The sequence below is a fragment of the Paenibacillus sp. GCM10027630 genome, assembly GCF_042676305.1.
GTDB lineage: Bacteria > Bacillota > Bacilli > Paenibacillales > NBRC-103111 > Paenibacillus_S.
In genome coordinates, this window is sequence record NZ_JBHTGY010000002.1 from 80,880 (window position 1) to 103,664 (window position 22,785).

Consider the following 22,785-nt stretch of genomic DNA (forward strand, 5'->3'; position numbering starts at 1 on the left):
TCCGCCCTCTTTCTCATTCATTCAGGAATACAAATATTTTCCTTTCAAAAACTCTTTTATCTCATTTTCGGTAAATTTGGGTATCCTTACTACAAAGGTTGTGCCCATTCCCGGTGTACTTTCGCATTCGAAGCTGAAGGAATCCCCGAAAAACAATTGGAATCTGCGGACTACATTGGTCAATCCATAACCATACTTCTCGTCCGTGTCATGCTTTAAATTCCGTATGTAATCCATCATATGCTCCGGCAAGCCGGCCCCGTCATCCGAAACATACAGTTCGATTCCATCCTCCACTTCCCTGCCTCCAATGACTATCGTGCCCTTCTTGGTAGGCATAATGCCGTGGAACAGGGCATTTTCTACGAGCGGCTGAAGCAGCATTTTAATCGAGTAATATCCCATGATGTCTTCTTCAGCTTCGAACAAAACATCGATATCGAGAGAGTAGACGAATTTACTCAGCTCCAGATAGTGACGGATAATTTCAAATTCCGCTGCGAGGCTTATAATAAGCTTACCTCTGTTTAGCATGTTCTTATAGAAGTCAATTAAATGATTAGTTACCTCGTATATTTCTGTTTGGTTCGATTTTCTGGCCAATGACGCAATCATCGCCAAAGTATTATAGTGCAGATGCGGATTAATCTGCTCCTGCAGCAGCTCAAATTTCGTATGGTTCAACACTATTTTCGATTTATATTCAACCTCGATCAGATTATGAATTTGTTCGATCATACTGTTGAAATTTTTATCAAGCTGACCGATTTCGTCATTTCCACGGATCACATCTTCAACGATAAGATGGCCCTGCTTAGCCCTGTTCGTTTTCTTGACCAGCACATCTATCCGTTTGGTCATATAGGCCGAGATGAACAAAGCAATAGAAATACAAAGGATTATAGAAATCAGGATTGATAAAATAATCGAATAGCTAATCCGATTTACCTTATCGGTGATATTATCCTTATGAGTGAAATAAGTAAGCTTCCAGCCCGTCATTTCCGATTTCATCGCTCCGGTAAGGTATCGACTGCCATCAATAACAGCTTCGGATACTCCCGAGTCTAACGGAATTTGCTTGACCCTTTCTCTCAAGCCGGTTGATTGAACCATCATAGATCCGTAACTGGTAATAACTCGATCCTCTTGGTCGGTATAGATCAGCTGGTAATCGGAATTTTCAATACTTTTGCCGATAATGTTCTGGATCCGTTCCACAGGAATGAGGAGCCTCATGACACCTAAGTCCTTAGAGGTTCCAAAATCGATTAATCTCCGATTCAGAGCAACATAATATTGATCGCTGAATTTAACCCGGCTTTGCCATATAAAATAAGTATCCGTCTCCAGCATCGTTTTATTCCAGCTTTCATCCTTAATATCATCATAGTTAAAAATCGTCTGTCCATCGGAGAAAAGGCTGTTGTTTTTAGTATAAAGCAGCAGCTGAATATTGCCGCCAAAATAATAAGAATTTTTCAAATAAGGACGTTTAACATCATTAATTATCTGTTTGACAATATCATTGATGTCTTTGTGCGCGTATACCAAATCATCGATATCCTCCTGATGTGTAGATAATTGCTTCTGCAGCTGCAGGTTAAAAAACACCATCTCGCTTTTGTTGAAGTAAATTTCCAGAAAGCTATCGATCGCATTTTGAAGCTGAACCATGCTTTGGGCCGCTGCATTCTTCTCCGAATTGGTCATGAAATCTCGTGAATGATAATAAGCCGTGAAACCAACCGAGAGTATACTCAAGGTAAATACCAATGAATAGGCCAACATCAGCTTATATTTAAGCTTCGTGTTGCCATGAATCTTCATGACGGCAGCAGCCAGTGTACGCCATAATTGAATCATGGCTCCAATTGCCTTCTGAAATCTTTGGGCGTTACGCCCATATATTTCTTGAACAGGCTGCTGAAGTAAGCGGTATGATTGTAGCCAAGCTTTTCCGCTATTTCATACAGCTTGAATTGATTGACAGCCAGCATGTCCTTGGCTCTCTCCATTTTGTATCGTGTGACATAATCGAAAATCGTTCCGCCAGTCTCCTGCTTAAAAATTTGATTGATATAATTCGGGCTGTAATAAAGCTCCTCTGATAACATTTCGAGTGTAATATTCATCTGATAATTCCGCTCTATATAACGTTTGATCTTCTCAACCATGACCTTGTTTTTATGAAACTCCCGTTCCCTGATACATTTATTTGCGGTAAGCAAGCATTCGCGGATCCATGTTATCGCATCGGAGACAGTCTCCAGCGTAAGCAAGGTTTCCCACGCCGCCGGCGAAGTAAGAATCGACTGACCGACAAAGCCATCGGGATTGGAGTGAACGATATTTTGCAAGCAGATCATCATAAAATAAAAAAAGCTTTTCAGCTCCTCGGGGGAACTGTTGTCAGGCAAGCTGAGATACAGCTTATGAATATAATCCGTTATTTCATCCGCAGTCCCCGTGTTCAGCAGAAAGCGCAGCTCTTTTTCGATCCCATTATAATCAAACAACGGTTTCTCCTTGCTGGAAGGAATGTCACTGCTGTACATGACCTTGCCTTTGCCAAGCAAATATTTGTAGCGCAATATATACAGGCATTGCTCATAAAGAAATTTGAGGCATAAAATATCTTTGGAATAACTGCTGACCATAATCGACAAGCTGATATCTGACTTCGAAAACTCCAGCAAAATGCTGTTTAATAGCGTATGTATTTGATTTAAGCGATCCTGAACAGAATCAACTGCGGGATAATAAAATATGATAGCGATATGCGCCTGCTGAAGAGAAACCGAAAGCTGATTGCGGCATGAGCCGAGAACATCCCGAATACGGTTTAAAACCATCATCTGAAAGAGATGCTTCTCTTCGATATTCATGGCCCGAGTTAGCTGCGTGAAACCATCGATCTCGATGAGTGAGGCAACGTACCAGCAGTCCTTCATATCCAATTCCAGCAGCTCCAGCCGCTCCGACACATTGGTGTCATCGCCGGACGTTCCATACATTAAGCTTATCAGCAAGCTATCGATTAAATACGGCTTGTTCTCGTAAAGCTGCCGTGCAAGGCTATCATAATCCTTTCGAAATTTCAAATCACTCGCTATCTTATCGGTAACCGCATTGACGCATTGCAGCAGCTCCTTAGCATCAACAGGCTTCAACAGGTAACCGTAGCCCCCTAAATACATAGCATCTTTCGCATATTCGAATTCATTGTACAAGCTTGAGAAAATAATTTTGATCTCCGGATATAGCTGCCTTACCGTACGCACCAGTTCGAATCCATCCATGACTGGCATTTCAATATCGCTAATAATGATATCCGGTTGAAGCGTTTTCATAAATTCCAAAGCTTCTTTACCGTTTCCGCATGCACCAATAACAGTAACCTGGCGAAATGCCGGATCGGTTTGTAGCATCAGCGTAAGATTCTCACGATCAACCTGAAAATCGTCTACGATCAGCACTTTGATCATTTGGCGGCCTCCCGTTACACGTTTTCTTCCATAAAGCGAATGTAACGGGATATCTTGAAGGAGATATCCCGTTAAGCTTGGATGGCGGAGTCTTATTTTTTTGGAGCGTTGGCTTTAAACCATTGTACCATATTTTTGGCAGCTTGTTCGTAGTTTGTCTCCTTCATATACTTTGTAATAATCATGTCCCAGTTCTTGTCGAACTCCTCTTTGTTCTTGGGAGTAAGCAGCTTGGCAACATCCAGCGTTGTAAATGTCCAATAAGTATTGGAGGCCAATTCAGCTTCTTTACTTCCGTCCCCGTATGAAGATGTTCCGGTAACATTGTATGCCCCTTTGCCTACCATTCCGCTATTCATCACATAGATATCATATTTGGGCGGATAGCTTCTCAGAGGACTTTTTGGATTGTAGTCTCTTGCCATATACCAACCAAGCCCGAAATAAGAAGCCTTACTGTAAAACTGCTTGGAGAACAGACCATAATAATCAGCTCCTTTGCCTCCCAGCTTGCCAGTGAGCATATCGTTTTCCACCTGCGGATCTACGAAAACCTTCTTGCCATCCTGCATTTTCCAAATGCCTGCGCTCTCAGGTCCCCAAGACATGAGATCCAATGCTTCATCACTAAGGGTCCAATCCAAATATTGCGTCAGCCGTTTAATATCCGGGAAATCCTTACGTACAAGCAGCCGCCAGAACGATCCCTCATAAATATCATAAAAACCTTTATCCGGATTTATCTTAGGCCACGGAATGACACGAAGCTCCATCGCGGGATCGATAGTCAATAGGGATTGTCTCACAGCGTCCAGATTCAATACCGCTACTATGACGCCAAGCTGTCCGGTTGCTGCTTTGGTCTGCAATTGATCGTCCTTCTGGATGATGAAGTCTTTATCCAGCAGCCCTTCCTGATAAATCCGGTTCAAATATTCATGATATTTTTTCGCATCCTTGGAGCCAAGAAAGCCATCTACAGTCCCATCTTTATCGAGTGTCCAATGACCGAAATCGAACATCGAGCCAAAATGGAATTGCGCCCAAATCGGGAACGAAAGCGGTATAAGCGGCTTTCCATTTGCTGTAATGTTCAGCTCTTTAATTTTTTTCAGCAGCTGGTAGAAATCTTCGGGTGTTCGAATAGGCGGTTCGATTGCAAAGTCCTCAAGTGTTGGCTTTTTCCCCTTATCAATTGTGTCTTTCTTGATCTCACTGATCGGCTTGAATTTATATCCGGCCTTGGCAAGCAAATCTTCTCGCACCTGCAGCGACGTTAATCTTTTACCGGAATTATAAGGATCATCAGCAAATTTCGGATCACTCGAGTTAGTATTTAAGACCGGAGCAGGAATCTGATAATTTTTCCCGTCATTCGTAAAGCGGCTCCAGTATTGCTGAGGAAACCACTTTTGCAGGTTAGGCATGTCTTTGATGTAATCCGTCAGATCGGCGAATTGTCCGGTACTGATAGCGTAATTGGCATTAGCTTTATCCATCATCATAATATCCGGCAAATTTTTAGTAGCAATCCATTGGTTCAATCTTTCTTTGAGCGGCTGGTCATTATTAACATACATTTCCGTAAATTCCATATTGAATTTGTTTTCGATAAAAGGTGTAACAGCATCATGCGATGCTACATCTATACGGGTTTGATAGCCTTGGCTGTAGAAACGGATCGGCAGCTTTCCTTGCTTCACATTCCCTTCTGCTGATTTCTCACCGCCAGGCTTACTCACATTCCCTCCGTTATCGCCACCCGAACATCCAGCAGCACTGAGCAAGCCTAATGAGGAAATAAGCAATAATTGAACTGCCTTCTTAAACATAGATACATCCCCCTTTTCCTAAAATGATAATATTAACCTTTGACAGCGCCGATCATAAATCCTTTTACAAAATATTTTTGCAGAAACGGATAAATCACAACGATGGGTACGGTCGATACGATTAGAGTGGCCATTTTCAATGATTCAGGAGATGTTTGGTTCGACTCCAAATCGATGGCGCCGACCAGTCCCTGTGATGCCAGCAGCTGCGCGGCAAGCGTTTCCTTAAGAATACGTTGGAGAATGAACGAAAGCGGCTGCAAGTTTTCATTACTGACATAGAGCATAGCGTCAAACCAGGAATTCCACTGAAACACTCCGTTGAACATCGCTATCGTCGCAGTAACCGGCATCGACAATGGGATGATGATTTTCCAAAACACCTTGAAATCACCCGCTCCGTCAATTGTAGCCGATTCCACCAGGCTGGCAGGCAGAGAGTCGAAAAATGTCCGCATAATGAGCATATTAAACGCCCAGAAGCCATGCGGCAAAATGTAAACAAGGAAATGATTGAACAACCCCAGCTTGTATATCAAAATATAGCTCGGAAGCAATCCTCCGCTGAAATACATAGGGATCAGCAGGAAAATAGCGATAAAACGGTTACCGGGAAGTGCCTGCTTGGAGATCGCATAGGCAGCGAGTGCAACGATTGTACCGGAGTATAACACCCCCCCTAAGGTCCGGCCTGCCGTTACTAGGAATGAGGTGAAAATTCGATGATTTTCAAACACCGTCGCATAATTTTCAAATGTAAATTGTATGGGAACCAGCGTAACCGGATGGCTCATCGACGCGTTGCTGCTGCTAAACGAATAGATGATGGCATACCAGAAAGGATACAGTGTTATGAAACAGATGATCAGCATCATCAAAGTAATGATAGTATCGGCAACCGTGAGTTTGGCCAGACGCGTCATGTTTAATCCACCCCTTTCTATGTGCCTTAGAAGGCGCCGTATCCGCTTATTTTTTTGCTAATGCGGTTGGACAACAGCAGAATGCCAAACGATAATATCGATAACACAAGGCCGACGGCGGTACCGTAAGATACCTCCGCATGGCGAATCCCGGCCAAATAAACATGATAGTCCAGGGTCAAGGACGCTTCGGCTACAAGAGCGTTGCCCATATTATAGACAGCATCGAAGCTGGCCCCTCCCCCGCCTCCACCGAAGATAGTCGCTACCTTGAAGATGAACATGAGACCAATGACGTTAGCAATCCCCGGGAGTGTGATATATAACAGCTTTTGGAACCGGCTTGCTCCATCTATGGTTGCAGCTTCGTATTGCTCCTGATCAATTCCAGTTAATGCAGCTAGAAAAATAATCGAGTTCCAGCCAAGCTCCTTCCATATGACGGTGGTCACGAAAACTCCCCAGAAATAATCGACTTCCCGCATAAAGGAAATCTTCTCAAAGCCCATCATTTGAAGCAGCAAATTCACGCTTCCGAAATCTTCTTCAAGCAGCTTATAGACGAGACCGGAAACGACAACCCAAGAGATAAAATGCGGTAAATAAGAGATCGTTTGCGTAACCCGCTTAAACTTCATATTTTTGATTTCATTGATCAGAAGTGCGAAAACGATGGGTAACGGAAACCCGATTACTATCAGCAAACCGTTAAGGGCTACTGTGTTTTTTAAACCAAGCATAAACTCTGGATTGGAAAACATGCTCTGAAAATGCTTCAAGCCTACAAACGGGCTGCTCAAGAAGCCTTGAACAGCGGTATAATCTTGAAATGCCATAATCAAACCTATCATTGGAATATAAGCGAAAATGACCGTTACAACGATGGCAGGCAGCAAGAATACATACATAAGCTTGTATTTTTTCATCCGGGTCAACAGCACCGGTCGATTAGATAATGATTTGACGGATGTGGATGCAGTCGTTGGCAGCCCCATTATGCCGCGCCTCCTTTCATAGCCGATACTAAGATTATAAAAGATTAGGAAACGCTTTCAAATGCAATGATATTACGAAAAATGCATCAATCTATCACAAATGTCATTCAGTTCATGGTTCTTTCACCTATTCAAATGCGATTTCCCCTACCATCACGCAAAAAGCCTTTGATTGGCTCAATGGAACTGACATTACCGGTGGTGATTCTCGGAGGAGAAATGGACGGGGCCGCCCAGCGAACAGCATTCGCAATCACTCTTAACACATCCTTGTTATAATAAGTCGGATATTCCTCATGTCCCGGCCTAAAGTAGAATACCTTCCCCTTTCCTCTCGTGTACACATTGCCGCTGCGCATAACCTCTCCACCTTCAAACCAGCTCATGAATATCAATTCGTCCGGCTCCGGAATATTCGAAGGGTCACCGTACATCTCCTCGTTCGGCAGTTCGATATATTCTCCAATGCCGTCTACAATGGGATGTCCCGGCTTAAGAACCCATAGCCTCTCTCGCTCGTGCGCTTCCCTCCATTTAGCCCCCCCGCTTGTGCCCATCAACCGTTTGAACAGCTTGGAGCCGGAAGCGGAATGCAGGAAAATAACTCCCATCCCGTTTATCACACGCCGATAAAGCTTATCTGTCAAATCATCCGGCACTTCTTCGTGTTTCATATGCGCCCACCAGATCAGGACGTCCGTCTGCTCAATCACAGTGTCCGGCAAACCATGATCCGGATCATACAAGGTCGCTGTAGTAATATCCAGCTCTGGCGCAAGCTCTAAATAATTAGCCAGAGCCCGGTGAATCCCTTCAGGGTATACCTCTTTCACGATGTCCAGATGCTGCTCATGGTAAAACTCATTCCATACAGTCACGCGGATTTTTGCTGGCATATTGGCTGTAGCTCCTCTCATTGAGGGGACGGTCTGCTCTGATTAAGGGCAGACCACCTTCCCTTTGCTTTATTTAATTTCATTAGTTAGTTCACGAATAGCTTAGACTCAATCCCCCTGTCTCTTGCTTGCTTCATGGGTTAATATGCTTGGTAGTACCCAGTATCCAACCTTACTAAACGTCCGGTTTTGGATGACTCCACAGCAGCTCCAACCATTGAAAAGCTGATCAGGTTGTCAGCAATATGAGTAGCAGGCTTCTTCCCTTCCCTAACCGCATGAACAAATTCATTGACGGTATAGGCGACTCCATTATATTCCAGCTCATGCAGTTCGAGCTCCTGGCGTTCTCCAGCTTCAGTCACACGGTATGCCTTGCCCTCTATAAACTCCAATGCCCCGTCGCTGCCCACCAACCGGAAGTTCCCCGTCCAAGTCGTATCCTTTCCTTTGTTAGCACTGCTCGCAAAATAGTTAACATGAACGCCGCCTTTAAATTTAATGATGGCTGAAGCCGATGAATTTCCCCCTCGCTCGTTCCAAGACGGACTGAAGCTGCTCGCAAATATCGATTCCGGTTGGGCATTCAGCAAATACCGCATTAAATCAAAATGATGAATGCTTAGTTCCGTAATTAACGGCTCTTCACGATTTTTTCTCCACTCCGCCTGAGGTCCCCTATGTCTGGAGCCATCCCGGTCGAATTGCCATTCCACAACCCCGAGCTTCCCGATAACGCCGGATTCCAGTGCATTTCGGATCGCCTTCATCTCAGGTGTCCACCTATAGTTCTGATTAACCGATACCACCTTGTCATATTCCCCAGCTATTCTAAACAGCTCAAGTCCTTCTTTATAGTTAGAAGCCATTGGCTTCTCCACGATAACATGCATGCCTGCCTCAAGCGCAGCTCTTGTTAAGCGGTGGCGTGTAGGAGGTGGCGTAATCAACAGCGCCAGATCAGCCTCCACTTCATCGAATGCATCTTCATATGATGTGTAAGTCGGCATATTCGCGTCGCCAAGTACTTTAATCGCTTCAATCAGATTTTCCTGTACCACATCGACTATAGCTACTATTTGAATAGATTTCACAGCTTTAATTCCTTCGAGCCATTCCTTGCCAAATCCACCCACCCCAACTTGAATCACTCTTGTACGTTCCATTTCAACTTCTCCTCCAATGCTCAATAATAGGCTTAATTTCTGTGAACCGACTTCCAGGGCGATTACGTTTCAGCAGTCGTTTCCTCCTTGCCTTCTCTTCGCTCCAATCTGCCGCGGATCGTTCGATCAGACGGGAGCAGCAAGCCAATCACACCAAACAACGGCATAAACGAGCAAGCGATAATAATAGTCGATAAGCTGGTAAGATCGATTAATCCTCCCACCACTACGGTTCCAATTGCCCCCATACCAAAAGCCAGTCCGGTAATGAGTCCTGAGACCATACCTACCTTGCCTGGCATCAGTTCCTGAACATAGACTACAGTAACTGAAAAACTGCTGTGATTAATAAGCCCCAGTATAATGAGTAGTGGATATGTCCATAGCTCCCCGGCATGCGGCAGCAAAATAGCAAACGGTGAAGCACCGAGCACCGACAGCAGAATGACATTTTTTCGACCTATTCGGTCCGACAGAGGTCCGCCAAAAAACGTGCCTAATATCCCTGCGCCCATATAAAGGAAGATATAGATCTGTGCATCCGGGATCGAAAGCTTGAAGCTCTCCATCAGGTAAAATACGAAGTAGGTTCCGATACTGGAGCCAAATAACGATCTGGCAAATGCGATCAGAATAATAACTACTATTGCTCCTATAACCTTTTTCTGGTATTTCATATCTTCCTGGCCTGCAGCTTTGTTCTTAGCCACGCGCGGGGATTGTATGAGATGCACCTTATACCAGCGTGCCACCCATGTCTGAAGCAGGGCTCCCAAAGCGGCAATCAATGTAAACCATATGGCGCCAAACTGCCCGAATGGATAAAAGATAAGAGCAGTCATGAGCGGAGCCATCGCACTTCCAGCATTCCCTCCAACCTGAAAGATCGACTGCGCCAGCCCTCTTCTGGAGCCCGCGGTCAGATAAGCGATCCGTGCCCCTTCAGGATGGAACACCGCGGAGGCGATCCCTACGAGAACAACGGCACCAAGAACGGTAATATAGCCTGGAGCGAAGGCTAGCCCCAGCATCCCGAGAAATGACAGCAGCATTCCAGCCGGAAGTATATACGGCGTTGGACGTGCATCTGCGTAAGCTCCAACGAATGGCTGCATGACTGAGGAGGAAAAGTAAAGGATAAACGTTATAATGCCAAGCTGTGTATAAGATAGATGCAAGGAGTCCCGCAATATGGGATAGGAAGCGGGAATTACAGCTTGTAAGGAATCATTGATCAGATGGGCGATGCTTATGGCAAACAGGACAGGAAAAACAGTTGATTTGGCTTTCCCTTCGCGTTCGGTCGACATGATTTCTGTTCTCCTTCCGAATTAAACGGCCAAGGGACTGTTGCAGTTTGATGCCCTTTAGTCGAGCCTATTCCCGCGACCGTCCCGCAAGTGACCGGCGATCGGTTCGATTGATTTGACATTGCCGCTAGTAATGGCAGGAGGTGCAGCCAGAGGTGCCGTCCATCTTACCCCGTTCTCAATGATCCTCATTACATTAGTGTTATAATAGGTTGGATATTCTTCATGACCCGGCCTGAAATAAAACAACCGGCCTTTCCCCCGCGTATAGGTGATCCCGCTGCGAGCAATCTCTCCACCTTCGAACCAGCTGGCAATCACCAATTCATCAGGCTCCGGAATATCCCAGAATTCACCGTACATTTCCTCTTCCGGCAGCTCGAAATATTCACCAACTCCGTCGACTATCGGATGTCCCGGCTTTAGAACCCACAGTCTTTCCTTCTCATGCGCCTCTCTCCACTTATGGCCCCCCACCGCTCCAAGCAGACGTTTGAACAATTTCGAACCTGAGGAAGAATGCAAGAATAAGGTTCCCATACCGGCAATAGCTCGTTTGTACAATTTGTCTACCAGCTCATCGGGAACCTCGTCATGCTTCATATGCGACCACCAGATCAATACGTCCGTCTGCTCGATGATCTCATCCGATAGACCGCATTCCGTATCGTAAAGTGTTGCGGTCCTCACTTCCATGTCCGTCTGCTTTTCCAAATGACCTCCTATCACACGATGAATACCATCGGGATATACCTCTTTAATGTTATCCTGGTACTGTTCATGCCAAAATTCATTCCACACCGTTACTTGAATTTTTTTCGCCATTAGGTTGTTGCTCCTTTCCGCTTACTCGCTTCTTGGTTTTTGTGTACACTAGTAATTGTAAAAAAATGTACAAAGCTTTAACATACAACGATCGAACAAAAAATGAACCGATATCACACTTCTGTATGCGGTTTATCTGTGTACTCACGCAAAAAAGCCCACCTTCTCAGGTGGACTAAAGTTTATCTCTTCCTTTTAGATTCCAAATAATCAACGAAATTGGGGTACATAAGGGACAACTCGACTCATAGCCTCTTGTTTCTGTTTATCACCGACATGGGTGTAGATTTGAGTTGTTTGTATACTTGAATGCCCCAGCAATTCTTGCAGCGTTCTTATATCTGTCCCCGCGATCACTTGTAGAGTTGCAAAAGTATGCCTCAGCTTATGACTGCTAAGTGATTTGCCTTGAACTTCTCTATATTTCTTTTTAAACTCTGAAAAGTTCGTTTCAGCAATCTTCTGTATCATCCGAATTGTAATGCGTCGACCAAACTGAGAAATGAAAAAGGCTTGCTCGGTATCTTTTTTCGGTTGAATACGTTCCTCCAATGCCAAATTTAGTATATAAACCAATTGCTCCGGAAGTGGGATTGTTCTCCATTTCCTCCCTTTGCCATTGACCTTTAAATCGTGAGTTGATTGATTGAAATCGGATAGGTTCAATTTGCTCAGCTCACTGACGCGCAGCCCGGCATAGCTCATAAGAAGAAACATTGCTACGTTTCGTATCTGGTATTTTCCAACAATCGATTCAATGAAATTAGATAACTGCGTTTCCTCTAAATAGGATGGGATCTGTTGTTTTTCAACCTTTGATTTTTTTATATGTAAAGAGGGATTGATTGAAACATACTTGTGCTCAACCAACGCATTAAAAAAGGTGCGAACAGATGATAAATAGCGATTTCTTGTAGAGTCTCCTGCTCCCCTTTGTCTTACTTGGGTAAGAAAGCGCATAATGTCGATAGACTCTATCTCTGTTATCGATTTGGGAGCAATTGCTTCTAAAAACTGCCGCGTATCCCCCAGATAGGCTTTTTGTGTTTGAGACGTAAATCCCTGATCCTTCATCCATATATCGAAAAATTGCATCAGTTCATCATCCAAGTAGTCTTGATTCATAATTTTGGGTCACCTTTTCTTTGCAATTAAGTAAACTTAGTGGTCATTTATTTTTAGAAAAATAGATTTAAAACGAAATTACGTGAAACAATGGTTTAGCGTAATTTTTATTCGAAAAAAAATGATTAATTTCTTGCTTTAAACCCTTATGTTTCTCGTTATTTAACTCCCGCTTCTAAAAATGGTTGATACATCATTAGAGCATGATTTTCGGTAATATATTGATCCTCAACCAATTCCTTATTTTCATTAAACACTCGTCGATAAATAAGATTATGTCTCATATAACCGCCCCAATATTCTTGCGTAATTTTATGATCTCTTTCGTAGATTTCATAACTATTCCGCGGCTGAGCAATCGTCTTCCATTCACCCACTAATTGATCCTCTGTTAAATAAATTTGTAATTGATAGGGCTGTTGGGTAGGATTATATATTCTTAAATCCAAATAATTATAGGCACAGGTTGCCCCGCTGCCGAATGGCTGACTTCTATTGGAATCGGGGAAAGCATCATAACTATGACGATGTCTTTCTGAAATTTCCAAGGGCGTATGCAAAGCCATCCAATAGATCAGATTAGATAATTGACATAATCCCCCTCCCACCCCATGCTTAAACCCACCGTAAAATAGAACCATTCCGTTCACATATCCCTTTTTACTCGTTGGACGACCAATTAGTTTCCAATAGGAGAAAGTTTCACCTGGATTAATAACTATTCCATTGATTTTTTGTGCGGCTATTTTGAGGTTTATGATCTTATTATGCTGTAGCCACATATCTACTTCTTTCAACTGTCTGAGTAATGGGGCCTGATGCTTCATTATCGTGAAGGGTAACGGATTTGCCTGTAACTCTTTTGCGAAATGAGTTTTCCCAAAATACCATTCGAGATATCTCTTACAGCTATAATAGATTGTGCCTAAGGTTAGTCTTAGCTTTGATCTTTTTATAGGCTTCAAAGGATCTCCCCCCTAAATTAACATCCTTCCAAGCTCTTCGTGCTGCTAGAAAGTCACAGTTTCTTTTACGGCAGCCCATTGTATTTGCGGATCTAGATCACTATCAACAGTCACAGTTCCAACAAAAATATCTTCTGTTTGCGGATTCTCTAAATAATGTTCGATAGTAAATTTAATAATCTTGGACGTATATAAGCTTAATAGTTCATTCTTATCTATCCAGAATAATTCTCCTTCATCAGAAGCAATATAGTTCTTATGCTTGGTATCTCCAAAATATACATACTGCTGTCTAATTTCTCCACTGTTACTCTCAATCAGTATATATTTAAGTCTAAAATTCTCAATATCACTCCGTTTAAATCCTGTTTCTTCTTCAATTTCTCTAAAGCTGGCCTTCATCGGAAAATTCAGCTCTTCATAGTCAAGATGTCCCCCAATACCGCCCCAAAATTCAAAATGAAACAGCTTGCTTCTAGCTTTTTTCATCATCAATACTTTGCTTTGATTACTTAAAAACGCGGTAGCCATCTGTCTTACTTCCATAACTATCTTCCTCTGCTTCACTTAGTTATTTGCTGTACCCTTCTTAAGTAGATTACGAAATTAGGTCCTTAAAAGTGTTGTAATATTCTTTTTTAAATCTTCAAACACAGGTCTTTGTACAATGCTTATATGGTCAATTTCAATTTCTTCTATGTTCATAAATTGTAATTTTAGCGATTCTTTATTAACATCATTAAATATTAGCGTAATACCGTCTTCGGCCACTCTACCTTCTAAATCAGCCTTGACATTAAAAATAAACATAACAAAAACAACTTCATTGCCATCCGGATAGCGATATTTCATTCTCGATCCACTATAAACCGTATAAAGTTCATGTTCACTTACCACTAAACCAGTTTCTTCGAGCACCTCACGTCTCATATTCTCTTCAACTGATTCACCAGCCTCCATTGCCCCTCCAGGAAGTCCCCAGTTGCCATAGTCCGATCTTTTTTGAAGTAAAATTCTGCCCTGCTTATCCCGGATGATGGCTCCACCTGTAACTAAAGTTCGCATTTTGAATAGTCCTCTCAGCTATTAAGAACCATAATATTCCTTTATTAATTCATTAAATACATCTATGGGTTTCAAATAGTCTATCGGTTTATATATGATTCTATTGTTTTCCTTGTTTAGTTCATGAAAGTCAGGGATAGCCCCTCGCGAGTATATGCTGTCCATTAACTTAACCGCCTCGACCATAGTCCCGAGTACACTTCGATTATTCGTATTAGATATTTTTATATCCGATATCTCTCCAATATACGAATCAATCCATTTTTCCTTAAAGCCTTCAACGAGCAAATAGTCCTTAAGTGCACTTGAAAATATATGTTTTATATCTTTGCTCTGATTACCTCTAATTTTCGATATGGTAACACTTAACCGAGACTTATCGTTCACGAATATAATGAATTTTTTTCTATTCATAATAAAATTATTGGCATGCCAGCTGTACATTTCATCCTGTTCAATATTTGGCAAGGCATCTACATTAGTGTCCATTTCTTTCATCAATGCTTTGGTAGGTCTTATAATCATTTAACTTGTTACCTCATTTCAATTCTTCGTAATGACTAGCTATCAAATCAGCCCATCACTCATTGTACCATACTGGTATTATGAAGCACGAGCTCATTTGTCAGGACTTACTGGGACAATATATGCCTTAAAATAAATAAAAAACCTGCCCCTAAGGGCAGGTTTCGGTTTAATTACAATTTTACAACGTTCTCAGCTTGCGGTCCGCGTTGGCCTTGAACTACGTTGAATTCTACACGTTGACCTTCGTCAAGTGATTTGAAGCCGTCGCCTTGAATTGCGGAGAAATGTACGAATACGTCATTTCCACCTTCTACTTCGATAAAGCCAAATCCTTTTTCTGCATTAAACCATTTCACTGTTCCTGTTTCCATTTTAAATGACCTCCAAAATTTTATTTAACATGTATTTTTCTAAACAAACAAAAATCACACATTGGAAAAAGTACCATTAGACAAATGATAACCTTTTTCAATATGTGAATTTAAGGTTTAACTTTGTTTGTATGGACATCATATCATAAGGACAAACCCAATGCAACCTTATTTCGATAAATTTTTCTGCTCTGGCTGAAAACCCACGAAGATACAGAATTTGAGCTATATATTTTATGAATATTACTTTATTGGAGCCATCTCGGCGCCCACCAATTCCATCTGCCCATTAATCTCATTAAAGATGGAACTAAAACCATTCGTATCACTGTAGCATCAATCAAGATCGCTGCTGCGATGCCAACCCCCAGCTGTTGCACTCCAATAACTTCCCCGAAAGCAAAAGGTCCAGTAACGGCAACCATAATTGCAGCTGCTGAGGTTATGATTCTGCTGGTTGAAACCAGTCCTACAAGCACCGCACGGTCATTATCTCCTGTATGCCTGTATACCTCGTAGATTCTTGACACAAGAAACACACCATAATCCATACTGACGCCAAACGCTAATCCGAAAATAAATACGGGAATCATTATTGCGATGCTAACCGGCTCCATTCCCAAGTTGCCTTCGACAAAAACCCACACCAGAAAACCGAACGATGCACCTAGGCTAAGAAGATTCATAAAAATAGTTTTAAACGCAATAAGAATTGATCTAAAAGCTGCAAACAATACGATAAAATTGGAAACTAATATAAAGAGGCACACATACTTAAGGTTGATAAATATTTCATCAAATACTTCCTGTTGGTACTTTGCTTCTCCACCCAACAGGAATTTAATGTCTGAAGATTCCCCTTCCCGTTCCCACTGCCGGACCCAGTCCATCGTATCCTTGGATGTAGACGTACCCTGCAGCGTCACATGTACGAGCATCCGGTTTCCTTTTATAAATGGTTGCAGTGCGGGTTCATATTTCTTTTTCATAATTGGATTTTGGAAAAGTGCATATCCCTGCTCAGGCAACATCTTCATGCTGGAAAAAACCGAATCTATCCGCTGAACACTCGAATCGTTTTCCAATTTTCTTATGATCGCGTAGGCTTTTAACCAGTCATCTTTAGTGAAGCTGATCGCCTTCCCTTGGATTACCATATAAACCTGTGAAGTTGAAATAGTTACAAAATGGGTTTGATAGCTTTCAGCAGCCATTCGGGAATCATAGCCAAGTGGCAAGGATGAAGCATCCGGAATAGCTAATTTCATCTTGCTTAACGGCAGCAAGCAGCTAATCAACAATAATGAAGCCAAGAGGCACATTCGAACAGGTCTTTTCATTACAAACAGTGCTATAGAGTACCAAATATTTGTTTTACGAAAATTCGGCACAGACTTACTTTCCGCTAGAATAGCTGGCCACAATATAAATAATAGCGCTGGGAGTAAAGTAAGGGTTAACAATACAGATACGAATAATACCGTCATAGCCCCCATAGCAACTGTAGTAAACATAGGAAGTGGAATAAGCAGGAGACCAAGCAAGCCTAGAAAAAGAGTAACCGCTGAAACTAAGACAGCCCTGCCAGCGGTCTTCATGGTTATGATTAATGCTTGATCAGCAGCATTTTTCTCTAATTCCTCACGAAACCGACTGACTATCATTAACGCAAAGTCGATGCTAAGAGCCAGCCCTACCATAGGAATAACATTTAACACAAAGTTAGACAGGTCGACTACGTCCCCCATCCAATACATCATTCCCATGGTGCCAATAACACCGGTCACTCCAATAATAATGGGAAGCATAGCGGAAACAATGCCTCCAAATGCAAACCAGAGAATGATGAAGGCCGCCGGTAATCCTATCATTTCGGCTTTTTTCAAATCATTCTGGCTAGCCTGGTTAACATCCGTCTGGATCACAGGTTTTCCGGTCATTTTCACCACAATATTTTTATTGTCCGGCAATCGCCTGCGAACTTCTTCTAGCACTGGCTTCATTTCATAGGGCTTATGTTCAAATGCAAGAACGGCATAGGCCAAGTCCCCGCTGAACATCCCCTTATTTTCCATCGGAGAAGTCACTCTGCTTAACCCTTCCATCCCTTGCAGCTGAAGCAAGCTTTGCTGAATGAACTGATGGAATGGCTCGGAAGACAGATGTCCTTTGTTTTCAAACATTAAAATAATAGGGTTTTCTGGAATATGAAAGTCTGAAGACAACATATGTTGAACCTTGATAAAGGCCCCATCCGGTGTTAAACCATGATCCTTTAGGACATCAGGCAGCTTAGAGGAATAAGCTCCGAAAAAAGTGAAGAACAAAACCCAAATGAGGATGATTGATTTCGGATATCGAAGGGAGAGGCTTGCAAGCTTATGATATCCCATGATTAAGCTCCTCTAATTTCAGATTTGCCGTCAATCTAATAATCAATTTCTTTCAGCCTAGTCGCTTGAACCATGCCTGAGGCCAGGTCCGGAGCGAGATTGGCTAATCCCGGAAGAAATCGGGGCATAATGGGTAAACCTAGCAGCCATTGAAGAAAACGTCCCCACCGTAAGGGACTTTTGAACTCCCGTTGAATAGACAAAGCGTATCGATGCTGCCACATGGCAAGTGACAGCTCCCCACGCAAATAGCTATCCGCTAGAGGTAGGCTTAAGCGGGCGGATCGCAGCGCCATCGACATTCCATCTCCGCAGAGCGGCGGTATCATAAGTGCTGCATCCCCTATTAGGGGAATCATATCCCATGGATTAGGCTTGCGGCTTAGCCCGACAGGAGCAACGGCTGCCTGAGTGCCCTCGACCGGAGTGGCTTGCCCCAGCTTTTGATAAAGCTTGGAGTTCCTTCGAGCGGCAGCGTCAATCAGCCCCAGGATCGTTTTTTCACTGTCCCGAAAAGCATTCTGTGTCAGTAGAGCGGCAACATTGACGAGTCCGCCTTCTATCGGGGAAATGCCCATATAACCTCCGGAAAAAAAATAGAGCTCTACAACCGGCTCCATTTCAATACCCATATAATGGGATTTAACTCCCATATATGTATTTTTCGCCGCACCAACAGGCCTATACCCTGGAAGTCCTGAACGATGATTGGAGCCCCATGCTGCAATAACAGCCCTTACTTTAACTTTATTTAGGGTCCCCTCTTGTTTGGTCTCAATCATGTAGCCATTGTCTTTGGGATACACGGCGGTGACCGTTGTTGACGTCTGTATATGCACGCCTGAGCTTAGCGCTGCTTTGTGAAGAGCTGGGTCAAGTGAGTACCGGCTCACGCCCAAAGCAAATCCGGTTAAAGGAATTTCTACAACATCTCCGTGGCTGAAAATTAATCGTATCCGATTGATATAACTTGGATTCAGCGCTTCAACAGATTCCAGCAAACCAAGAGTATTCAACGTTTTTTGGGATTCAGGGGAAAGAAATTCTCCACAAACCTTGTGACGGGGGAATCGCTGACGATCGATTAATACAGCATCCCATCCCCTGTCTGCTAAAGCTTTGGCCAAGCTGCTGCCGGCGATACCTGCACCAAGAACCGCTACATCCGGGATGCGACTCATTCTTTTCAACTCCATGTTTTGAATTATTCCTTATTGTTTTTTCCGAATGATGACTACATATCGAAATAACGGTCTCCAGGCATAACACATTCGCGTCAGGCCCAATGCTTTCCCGAGCCGCTTCCAGTCTGCCGATCGAAATCCTTTGGCCACAGACAGAGGTCCATCGTGTAAAATATACCGGTTATTTGAAATCAAGCGTGCAGTAATCCACACCGCTGCCCAAGCAATCCAATGGCGATGAATGTCATTGATTACAACACCGAGTTGAGACGTCTTTAACATCTTATCAACTACTGCAGGGAGTTCCTCGGTTGCAAAATGATGAACAAACTGCGTTCCCGTTATCACATCCGCATAAGCATCCGGCAGAGCAAACAAATTATGCTGCATCACGTGAATCCGAGGTTCGTTAAGAAAGAACTGCTTGGCCTCTTCGCAGGCCTCCTCAGTTATGTCGACTAATGTAATCTTTAAATCAATCCGATTCGCATCGGCCCACTGCAAGAGATAATGATTTACATCCCCGGACCCTGATCCGATATCCAGGATGGATAATCGTGACGGCTTGCCAGCCTCCGCCCATAATTGCCGGACACCATACGATGTTGGCCTGGCAGCACCGAAGATTCGATTAAGCCGTCGAAGATGCTGCAACGCTTCCCGAAGCTCCGGCCCTCCTATTGAAAAGTCATCCATCAATTCCAATTCAATCGCCCGGTGGCGCAGCCATCTAAACAATTGCGCCACTTAGAAGTTCCTTGTGAATGATGACGGAAGGAAGATAATTAATCTTGATCATCTCTGCCGTAAGCCCAGGTCCGAATGCCAGAGCTATTCCACTCGTCGGTCCGGATCCGACACGTGTCAGCTCTTGTCTCATCTCATGAAGCACGAACAAGATGGTGGCAGAGGATACATTTCCGTAATTGCGAAGAACGTTAAGGCTCGGTCGGACTTGCTCATCCGTGAGCTCGAACCTTTCCTGCAATATATCCACAATCCCTCTGCCTCCAGGATGAATAGCCCATAGGTCTGGGTTTCCCTCTCCACCGAACATTCGTTCTACTTCAACAGGAATCATCTTGCCTATCAATTTAGGAATGCTCGGGGACAAATAAAGATCAAAGCCGTAATCACCTAATTCCCATACCATTTCATTGGCAGAATCCGGCAGAAGAACGGTATGCTCTCTACCTAACTGAAAAATGGCTTTATGATTAGGTCCTGGAGTACCTACAATACAAGCTGAAGCTCCATCACCAAAGAACGAAGTGGCGAACAAGGATTCCCGTACACTGGAGGGTTGTATGTGAAGTGTGCATAGCTCTACACAAACAATTAAAACCTTAGCGGATGAATTCCCCGTCACAATCTGCCTCGACAGGCAAATGGCCTTCAACCCGGCAGCACAGCCGATAAAGTTAAGCGGAAGCCTGTTCACTGTAGCGGCTAGTCCTAACTGCGTGGCCAAGACTGTATCCATACCAGGAAGAAATTGCCCGGTACAGCTGACCGTAATCAAATGAGTAATCGCAGAAACGTCGACATCTCCATCCAATAAAGCTTTTTTCGCAGCCTCCAGCCCTAACGGTACAGACTCCCTTTTATAGGTTTCCATCCGATCTGCGGTTGTAGGAACATCATCTAGTGAGTTACGCGGAAAATAACGGCAATCTGAGGCCGATTGAAGTAAGTTAGGTTCACAAGTGTAGCGTGTCTCCACACCGCACTGCTTGAATATTCTCTTCGCCCAGCGTGCAGAATCAGGTGTTTCCTTTAAGGCTTCCGCCAGTCTTTGTGCAGTATCAGCTTGATCGATCCGATTAGCCGGCACAGCCGTACCCATTCCCAGCAGCGCAATGATTGGATCTGAATGCTCCATTTGGTTGTATCCATCCCCTCGCACAAATTCCTACTATCCATTTAACAGTCGGACATGTTATTAAACATATATATTCGTTTATTCTTTTCAATATGACGTTAAGACGTTAGTCGTTATTTATTAGAAATAAATAGCAAAAGGCAGCCCCATTGTAAGGAACTGCCCGATGATTGAATAACAATAAACCTCTAAGCTTCAATTGTTTTTAAAGGCCTTTTAGCTGGTCCTTCCAGCACTTCACCCTTGTATGAAAATCTTGAACCATGACATGGGCAATCCCATGTACGTTCTCCATGATTCCACTCAACTTCGCATCCCATATGAGTACATGTTGTGTCCACCATATGTAATTGACCTTGCTGATCCCGGTAAGCCCCTGCTCTGTTTCCATTCACTTTAACCACGGACCCTTCATCGTTTCCTAAGTCCTCAGGCAATTTGTGAATCATTTCAAGCTTCCCGGTTATGAAATGCTTGGCTACATCTGCATTTTGCACGATGAACGTTTTTATACTTGGATCTGCATGAAATCTGCCTGGGTTGAACAGTTCTTCATAGGGACTTTCTTTTCGTGTAACCATTTTTTCTATTAATAAAGCCGCCGCTGTACCTGTAGTCATGCCCCATTTCTTATATCCCGTGGCAACCAGAATATTAGGAGTATCTGCTGAGGTTCGCCCTATGTACGGCAGCTTGTCCAATGTAGTCAAATCTTGAGCTGACCACCGGTAAGCAATTTCTTTTAAACCAAAATGCTCTTCTCCAAAAAGCTTCAAAGCTTCATAATGCTTAATCGTGCAGATTCCTTGCCCCGTTTTATGATTCTCGCCTCCTATTAATACGAATTGTTCTCCATTGACCGTTGCAGATCTGAGGGATCGTTTGGGATCTTCCGCACTTATATACATGCCTCCAGGATAGTCTTTGTTTGTTCTAACACCTAGTACATACGATCTCTCGGCATACATCCTGGCAAAGTAGAAACTCCATCCATCTATAAAAGGAAAATGGGAGCATGAAACGACATGACCGCATGTGATTTTGTATCCATTGCTTGTTATGATAGCTGCCAGGTTCCCTTTCTCAACATTAATGGCTTCTGTATGTTCATATATTTGTCCGCCTTGTTTGATAATTTGATTGATTAAAAAAGTTAAATAGGCAACCGGGTTAAATCTGGCTTGATCGGGCATGACAACGGCGGCTTTGGTTTGAAAAGGAAGCGGCGTTTGATCTACATAAGAACCAGGTATTCCTAATGCCTCGTAAGCTTCGAATTCAGCGGTTATTTTGCTCACCTGTTCATCTGAATTTGTGTAAACATAAGCATCTTCCTCCGTAAAATCACATGAGATTTGATGCTCTTGTATGGTCTTCTTAATAAATTGCAATGCCTCTGCATTGGCTTCGTAATAATGTTTGGTTTGTTCCTTGCCAAAGTGAGAGATGAATTCATCATAGATGAGATCATGCTGTGCAGTGATTTTGGCCGTAGTATGTCCCGTGGTTCCTGTAAGCAGCTGCCCTGCTTCAATTAACGCCACTTTGAGTCCCTGTTTGGAAAGAAGGTAAGCGGTTGTAATACCGGAAATTCCCGCTCCAACAATCGCAACATCCACTTTGATATTCTGTGTAAGCTTTGGGAAGTTTGGGACATTTGTAGAAGCGAGCCAATAGGATTCTGGAAACTGTGGAAGGTTTAGTTGAGGTATGGATTGTTCTGCCATCGTAATATGATCCCCTTCTGCCATTTTTTCATAATATATCCATTCCTTGTTTTTTATATACGAATGGATGCAGAGCAGACCGACTACAGCCACGACTGCTGTATCCCAGA

The 22,785-nt window shown here is 43.2% G+C and carries 20 protein-coding genes; all 20 read right to left on the reverse strand.

Translation table 11 applies throughout. The features are described 5' to 3' along the window. Positions 1-21: 21 nt before the first annotated feature. The 20 genes from ACFQ0C_RS01850 to ACFQ0C_RS01945 all read right to left on the reverse strand — a co-directional run bounded on the left by ACFQ0C_RS01850 (position 22) and on the right by ACFQ0C_RS01945 (position 22,675). On the reverse strand, positions 22-1,866 hold the full coding sequence (locus tag ACFQ0C_RS01850; protein WP_379363415.1) for a sensor histidine kinase: 1,845 nt from the start codon (positions 1,864-1,866) through the stop codon (positions 22-24). Next, entirely contained in the window at positions 1,863-3,488 is a 1,626-nt protein-coding gene (locus ACFQ0C_RS01855; protein ID WP_379363417.1) for a response regulator transcription factor, read from the reverse strand. The genes ACFQ0C_RS01850 and ACFQ0C_RS01855 overlap by 4 nt, the downstream gene beginning before the upstream one ends. A 92-nt stretch (positions 3,489-3,580) precedes the next feature. Then, positions 3,581-5,320: a type 2 periplasmic-binding domain-containing protein gene (locus ACFQ0C_RS01860; RefSeq protein WP_379363419.1), complete on the reverse strand. Its 1,740-nt coding sequence runs from the start codon at positions 5,318-5,320 to the stop codon at positions 3,581-3,583. A 32-nt stretch (positions 5,321-5,352) separates the two neighbouring features. Then, the gene (locus ACFQ0C_RS01865) at positions 5,353-6,243 is read right to left on the reverse strand and encodes a carbohydrate ABC transporter permease (RefSeq protein ID WP_379363421.1); all 891 of its coding nucleotides are present in this window, start codon (positions 6,241-6,243) and stop codon (positions 5,353-5,355) included. A gap of 26 nt (positions 6,244-6,269) precedes the next feature. Continuing rightward, positions 6,270-7,238 (reverse strand): ABC transporter permease, encoded by a 969-nt coding sequence (locus ACFQ0C_RS01870; RefSeq protein ID WP_379363423.1) that lies wholly within the window; start codon positions 7,236-7,238, stop codon positions 6,270-6,272. A 131-nt stretch (positions 7,239-7,369) separates the two neighbouring features. After that, a complete protein-coding gene (locus ACFQ0C_RS01875; protein ID WP_379363425.1) occupies positions 7,370-8,134 on the reverse strand; it encodes a ThuA domain-containing protein in 765 nt (254 codons plus the stop codon). 140 nt (positions 8,135-8,274) lie between these two features. Further along, positions 8,275-9,300, reverse strand: a complete 1,026-nt coding sequence (locus ACFQ0C_RS01880; protein WP_379363427.1) for a Gfo/Idh/MocA family protein — start codon at positions 9,298-9,300, stop codon at positions 8,275-8,277. Positions 9,301-9,362: 62 nt separating this feature from the next. Then, on the reverse strand, positions 9,363-10,610 hold the full coding sequence (locus tag ACFQ0C_RS01885) for an MFS transporter (protein WP_379363429.1): 1,248 nt from the start codon (positions 10,608-10,610) through the stop codon (positions 9,363-9,365). A 57-nt stretch (positions 10,611-10,667) separates the two neighbouring features. Then, on the reverse strand, positions 10,668-11,435 hold the full coding sequence (locus tag ACFQ0C_RS01890) for a ThuA domain-containing protein (RefSeq protein WP_379363431.1): 768 nt from the start codon (positions 11,433-11,435) through the stop codon (positions 10,668-10,670). A 210-nt stretch (positions 11,436-11,645) separates the two neighbouring features. Next, positions 11,646-12,560, reverse strand: a complete 915-nt coding sequence (locus ACFQ0C_RS01895; protein ID WP_379363433.1) for a tyrosine-type recombinase/integrase — start codon at positions 12,558-12,560, stop codon at positions 11,646-11,648. A 158-nt stretch (positions 12,561-12,718) separates the two neighbouring features. Continuing rightward, on the reverse strand, positions 12,719-13,525 hold the full coding sequence (locus tag ACFQ0C_RS01900; RefSeq protein WP_379363435.1) for a VanW family protein: 807 nt from the start codon (positions 13,523-13,525) through the stop codon (positions 12,719-12,721). 45 nt (positions 13,526-13,570) lie between these two features. Further along, a complete protein-coding gene (locus ACFQ0C_RS01905) occupies positions 13,571-14,071 on the reverse strand; it encodes an NUDIX domain-containing protein (protein ID WP_379363437.1) in 501 nt (166 codons plus the stop codon). A gap of 60 nt (positions 14,072-14,131) precedes the next feature. Further along, positions 14,132-14,590, reverse strand: a complete 459-nt coding sequence (locus ACFQ0C_RS01910) for an NUDIX domain-containing protein (RefSeq protein WP_379363439.1) — start codon at positions 14,588-14,590, stop codon at positions 14,132-14,134. 21 nt (positions 14,591-14,611) lie between these two features. Further along, positions 14,612-15,115, reverse strand: a complete 504-nt coding sequence (locus ACFQ0C_RS01915; RefSeq protein ID WP_379363441.1) for a DUF6933 domain-containing protein — start codon at positions 15,113-15,115, stop codon at positions 14,612-14,614. A 173-nt stretch (positions 15,116-15,288) separates the two neighbouring features. Further along, positions 15,289-15,489: a cold-shock protein gene (locus ACFQ0C_RS01920; protein WP_171651489.1), complete on the reverse strand. Its 201-nt coding sequence runs from the start codon at positions 15,487-15,489 to the stop codon at positions 15,289-15,291. A gap of 248 nt (positions 15,490-15,737) precedes the next feature. Next, positions 15,738-17,882 (reverse strand): MMPL family transporter, encoded by a 2,145-nt coding sequence (locus tag ACFQ0C_RS01925; protein WP_379363444.1) that lies wholly within the window; start codon positions 17,880-17,882, stop codon positions 15,738-15,740. Between the two features lie 35 nt (positions 17,883-17,917). Next, complete coding sequence (locus tag ACFQ0C_RS01930) at positions 17,918-19,063, reverse strand: NAD(P)/FAD-dependent oxidoreductase (protein WP_379363446.1); 1,146 nt, start codon at positions 19,061-19,063, stop codon at positions 17,918-17,920. Positions 19,064-19,093: 30 nt separating this feature from the next. Continuing rightward, positions 19,094-19,804, reverse strand: a complete 711-nt coding sequence (locus ACFQ0C_RS01935; protein WP_379363640.1) for a methyltransferase domain-containing protein — start codon at positions 19,802-19,804, stop codon at positions 19,094-19,096. Next, on the reverse strand, positions 19,797-20,948 hold the full coding sequence (locus tag ACFQ0C_RS01940; RefSeq protein WP_379363448.1) for a type III polyketide synthase: 1,152 nt from the start codon (positions 20,946-20,948) through the stop codon (positions 19,797-19,799). Before ACFQ0C_RS01940 ends, ACFQ0C_RS01935 begins: the two co-directional genes overlap by 8 nt. Positions 20,949-21,136: 188 nt before the next feature. After that, positions 21,137-22,675: an FAD-dependent oxidoreductase gene (locus ACFQ0C_RS01945; protein WP_379363642.1), complete on the reverse strand. Its 1,539-nt coding sequence runs from the start codon at positions 22,673-22,675 to the stop codon at positions 21,137-21,139. Positions 22,676-22,785 lie beyond the last annotated feature (110 nt).

What these genes read in the sequence shown, in the direction of transcription:
- ACFQ0C_RS01855 (WP_379363417.1), bottom strand. Translation starts at nt 3,488, where the DNA reads ATGATCAAAGTGCTGATCGTAGACGATTTTCAGGTTGATCGTGAGAAT.
- ACFQ0C_RS01905 (WP_379363437.1), bottom strand. Translation starts at nt 14,071, where the DNA reads ATGGAAGTAAGACAGATGGCTACCGCGTTTTTAAGTAATCAAAGCAAA.
- ACFQ0C_RS01890 (WP_379363431.1), bottom strand. Translation starts at nt 11,435, where the DNA reads ATGGCGAAAAAAATTCAAGTAACGGTGTGGAATGAATTTTGGCATGAA.
- ACFQ0C_RS01880 (WP_379363427.1), bottom strand. Translation starts at nt 9,300, where the DNA reads ATGGAACGTACAAGAGTGATTCAAGTTGGGGTGGGTGGATTTGGCAAG.
- ACFQ0C_RS01930 (WP_379363446.1), bottom strand. Translation starts at nt 19,063, where the DNA reads ATGAGTCGCATCCCGGATGTAGCGGTTCTTGGTGCAGGTATCGCCGGC.
- ACFQ0C_RS01920 (WP_171651489.1), bottom strand. Translation starts at nt 15,489, where the DNA reads ATGGAAACAGGAACAGTGAAATGGTTTAATGCAGAAAAAGGATTTGGC.
- ACFQ0C_RS01915 (WP_379363441.1), bottom strand. Translation starts at nt 15,115, where the DNA reads ATGATTATAAGACCTACCAAAGCATTGATGAAAGAAATGGACACTAAT.
- ACFQ0C_RS01870 (WP_379363423.1), bottom strand. Translation starts at nt 7,238, where the DNA reads ATGGGGCTGCCAACGACTGCATCCACATCCGTCAAATCATTATCTAAT.
- ACFQ0C_RS01945 (WP_379363642.1), bottom strand. Translation starts at nt 22,675, where the DNA reads ATGGCAGAACAATCCATACCTCAACTAAACCTTCCACAGTTTCCAGAA.
- ACFQ0C_RS01850 (WP_379363415.1), bottom strand. Translation starts at nt 1,866, where the DNA reads ATGATTCAATTATGGCGTACACTGGCTGCTGCCGTCATGAAGATTCAT.
- ACFQ0C_RS01910 (WP_379363439.1), bottom strand. Translation starts at nt 14,590, where the DNA reads ATGCGAACTTTAGTTACAGGTGGAGCCATCATCCGGGATAAGCAGGGC.
- ACFQ0C_RS01865 (WP_379363421.1), bottom strand. Translation starts at nt 6,243, where the DNA reads ATGACGCGTCTGGCCAAACTCACGGTTGCCGATACTATCATTACTTTG.
- ACFQ0C_RS01885 (WP_379363429.1), bottom strand. Translation starts at nt 10,610, where the DNA reads ATGTCGACCGAACGCGAAGGGAAAGCCAAATCAACTGTTTTTCCTGTC.
- ACFQ0C_RS01940 (WP_379363448.1), bottom strand. Translation starts at nt 20,948, where the DNA reads ATGGAGCATTCAGATCCAATCATTGCGCTGCTGGGAATGGGTACGGCT.
- ACFQ0C_RS01875 (WP_379363425.1), bottom strand. Translation starts at nt 8,134, where the DNA reads ATGCCAGCAAAAATCCGCGTGACTGTATGGAATGAGTTTTACCATGAG.
- ACFQ0C_RS01860 (WP_379363419.1), bottom strand. Translation starts at nt 5,320, where the DNA reads ATGTTTAAGAAGGCAGTTCAATTATTGCTTATTTCCTCATTAGGCTTG.
- ACFQ0C_RS01895 (WP_379363433.1), bottom strand. Translation starts at nt 12,560, where the DNA reads ATGAATCAAGACTACTTGGATGATGAACTGATGCAATTTTTCGATATA.
- ACFQ0C_RS01925 (WP_379363444.1), bottom strand. Translation starts at nt 17,882, where the DNA reads ATGGGATATCATAAGCTTGCAAGCCTCTCCCTTCGATATCCGAAATCA.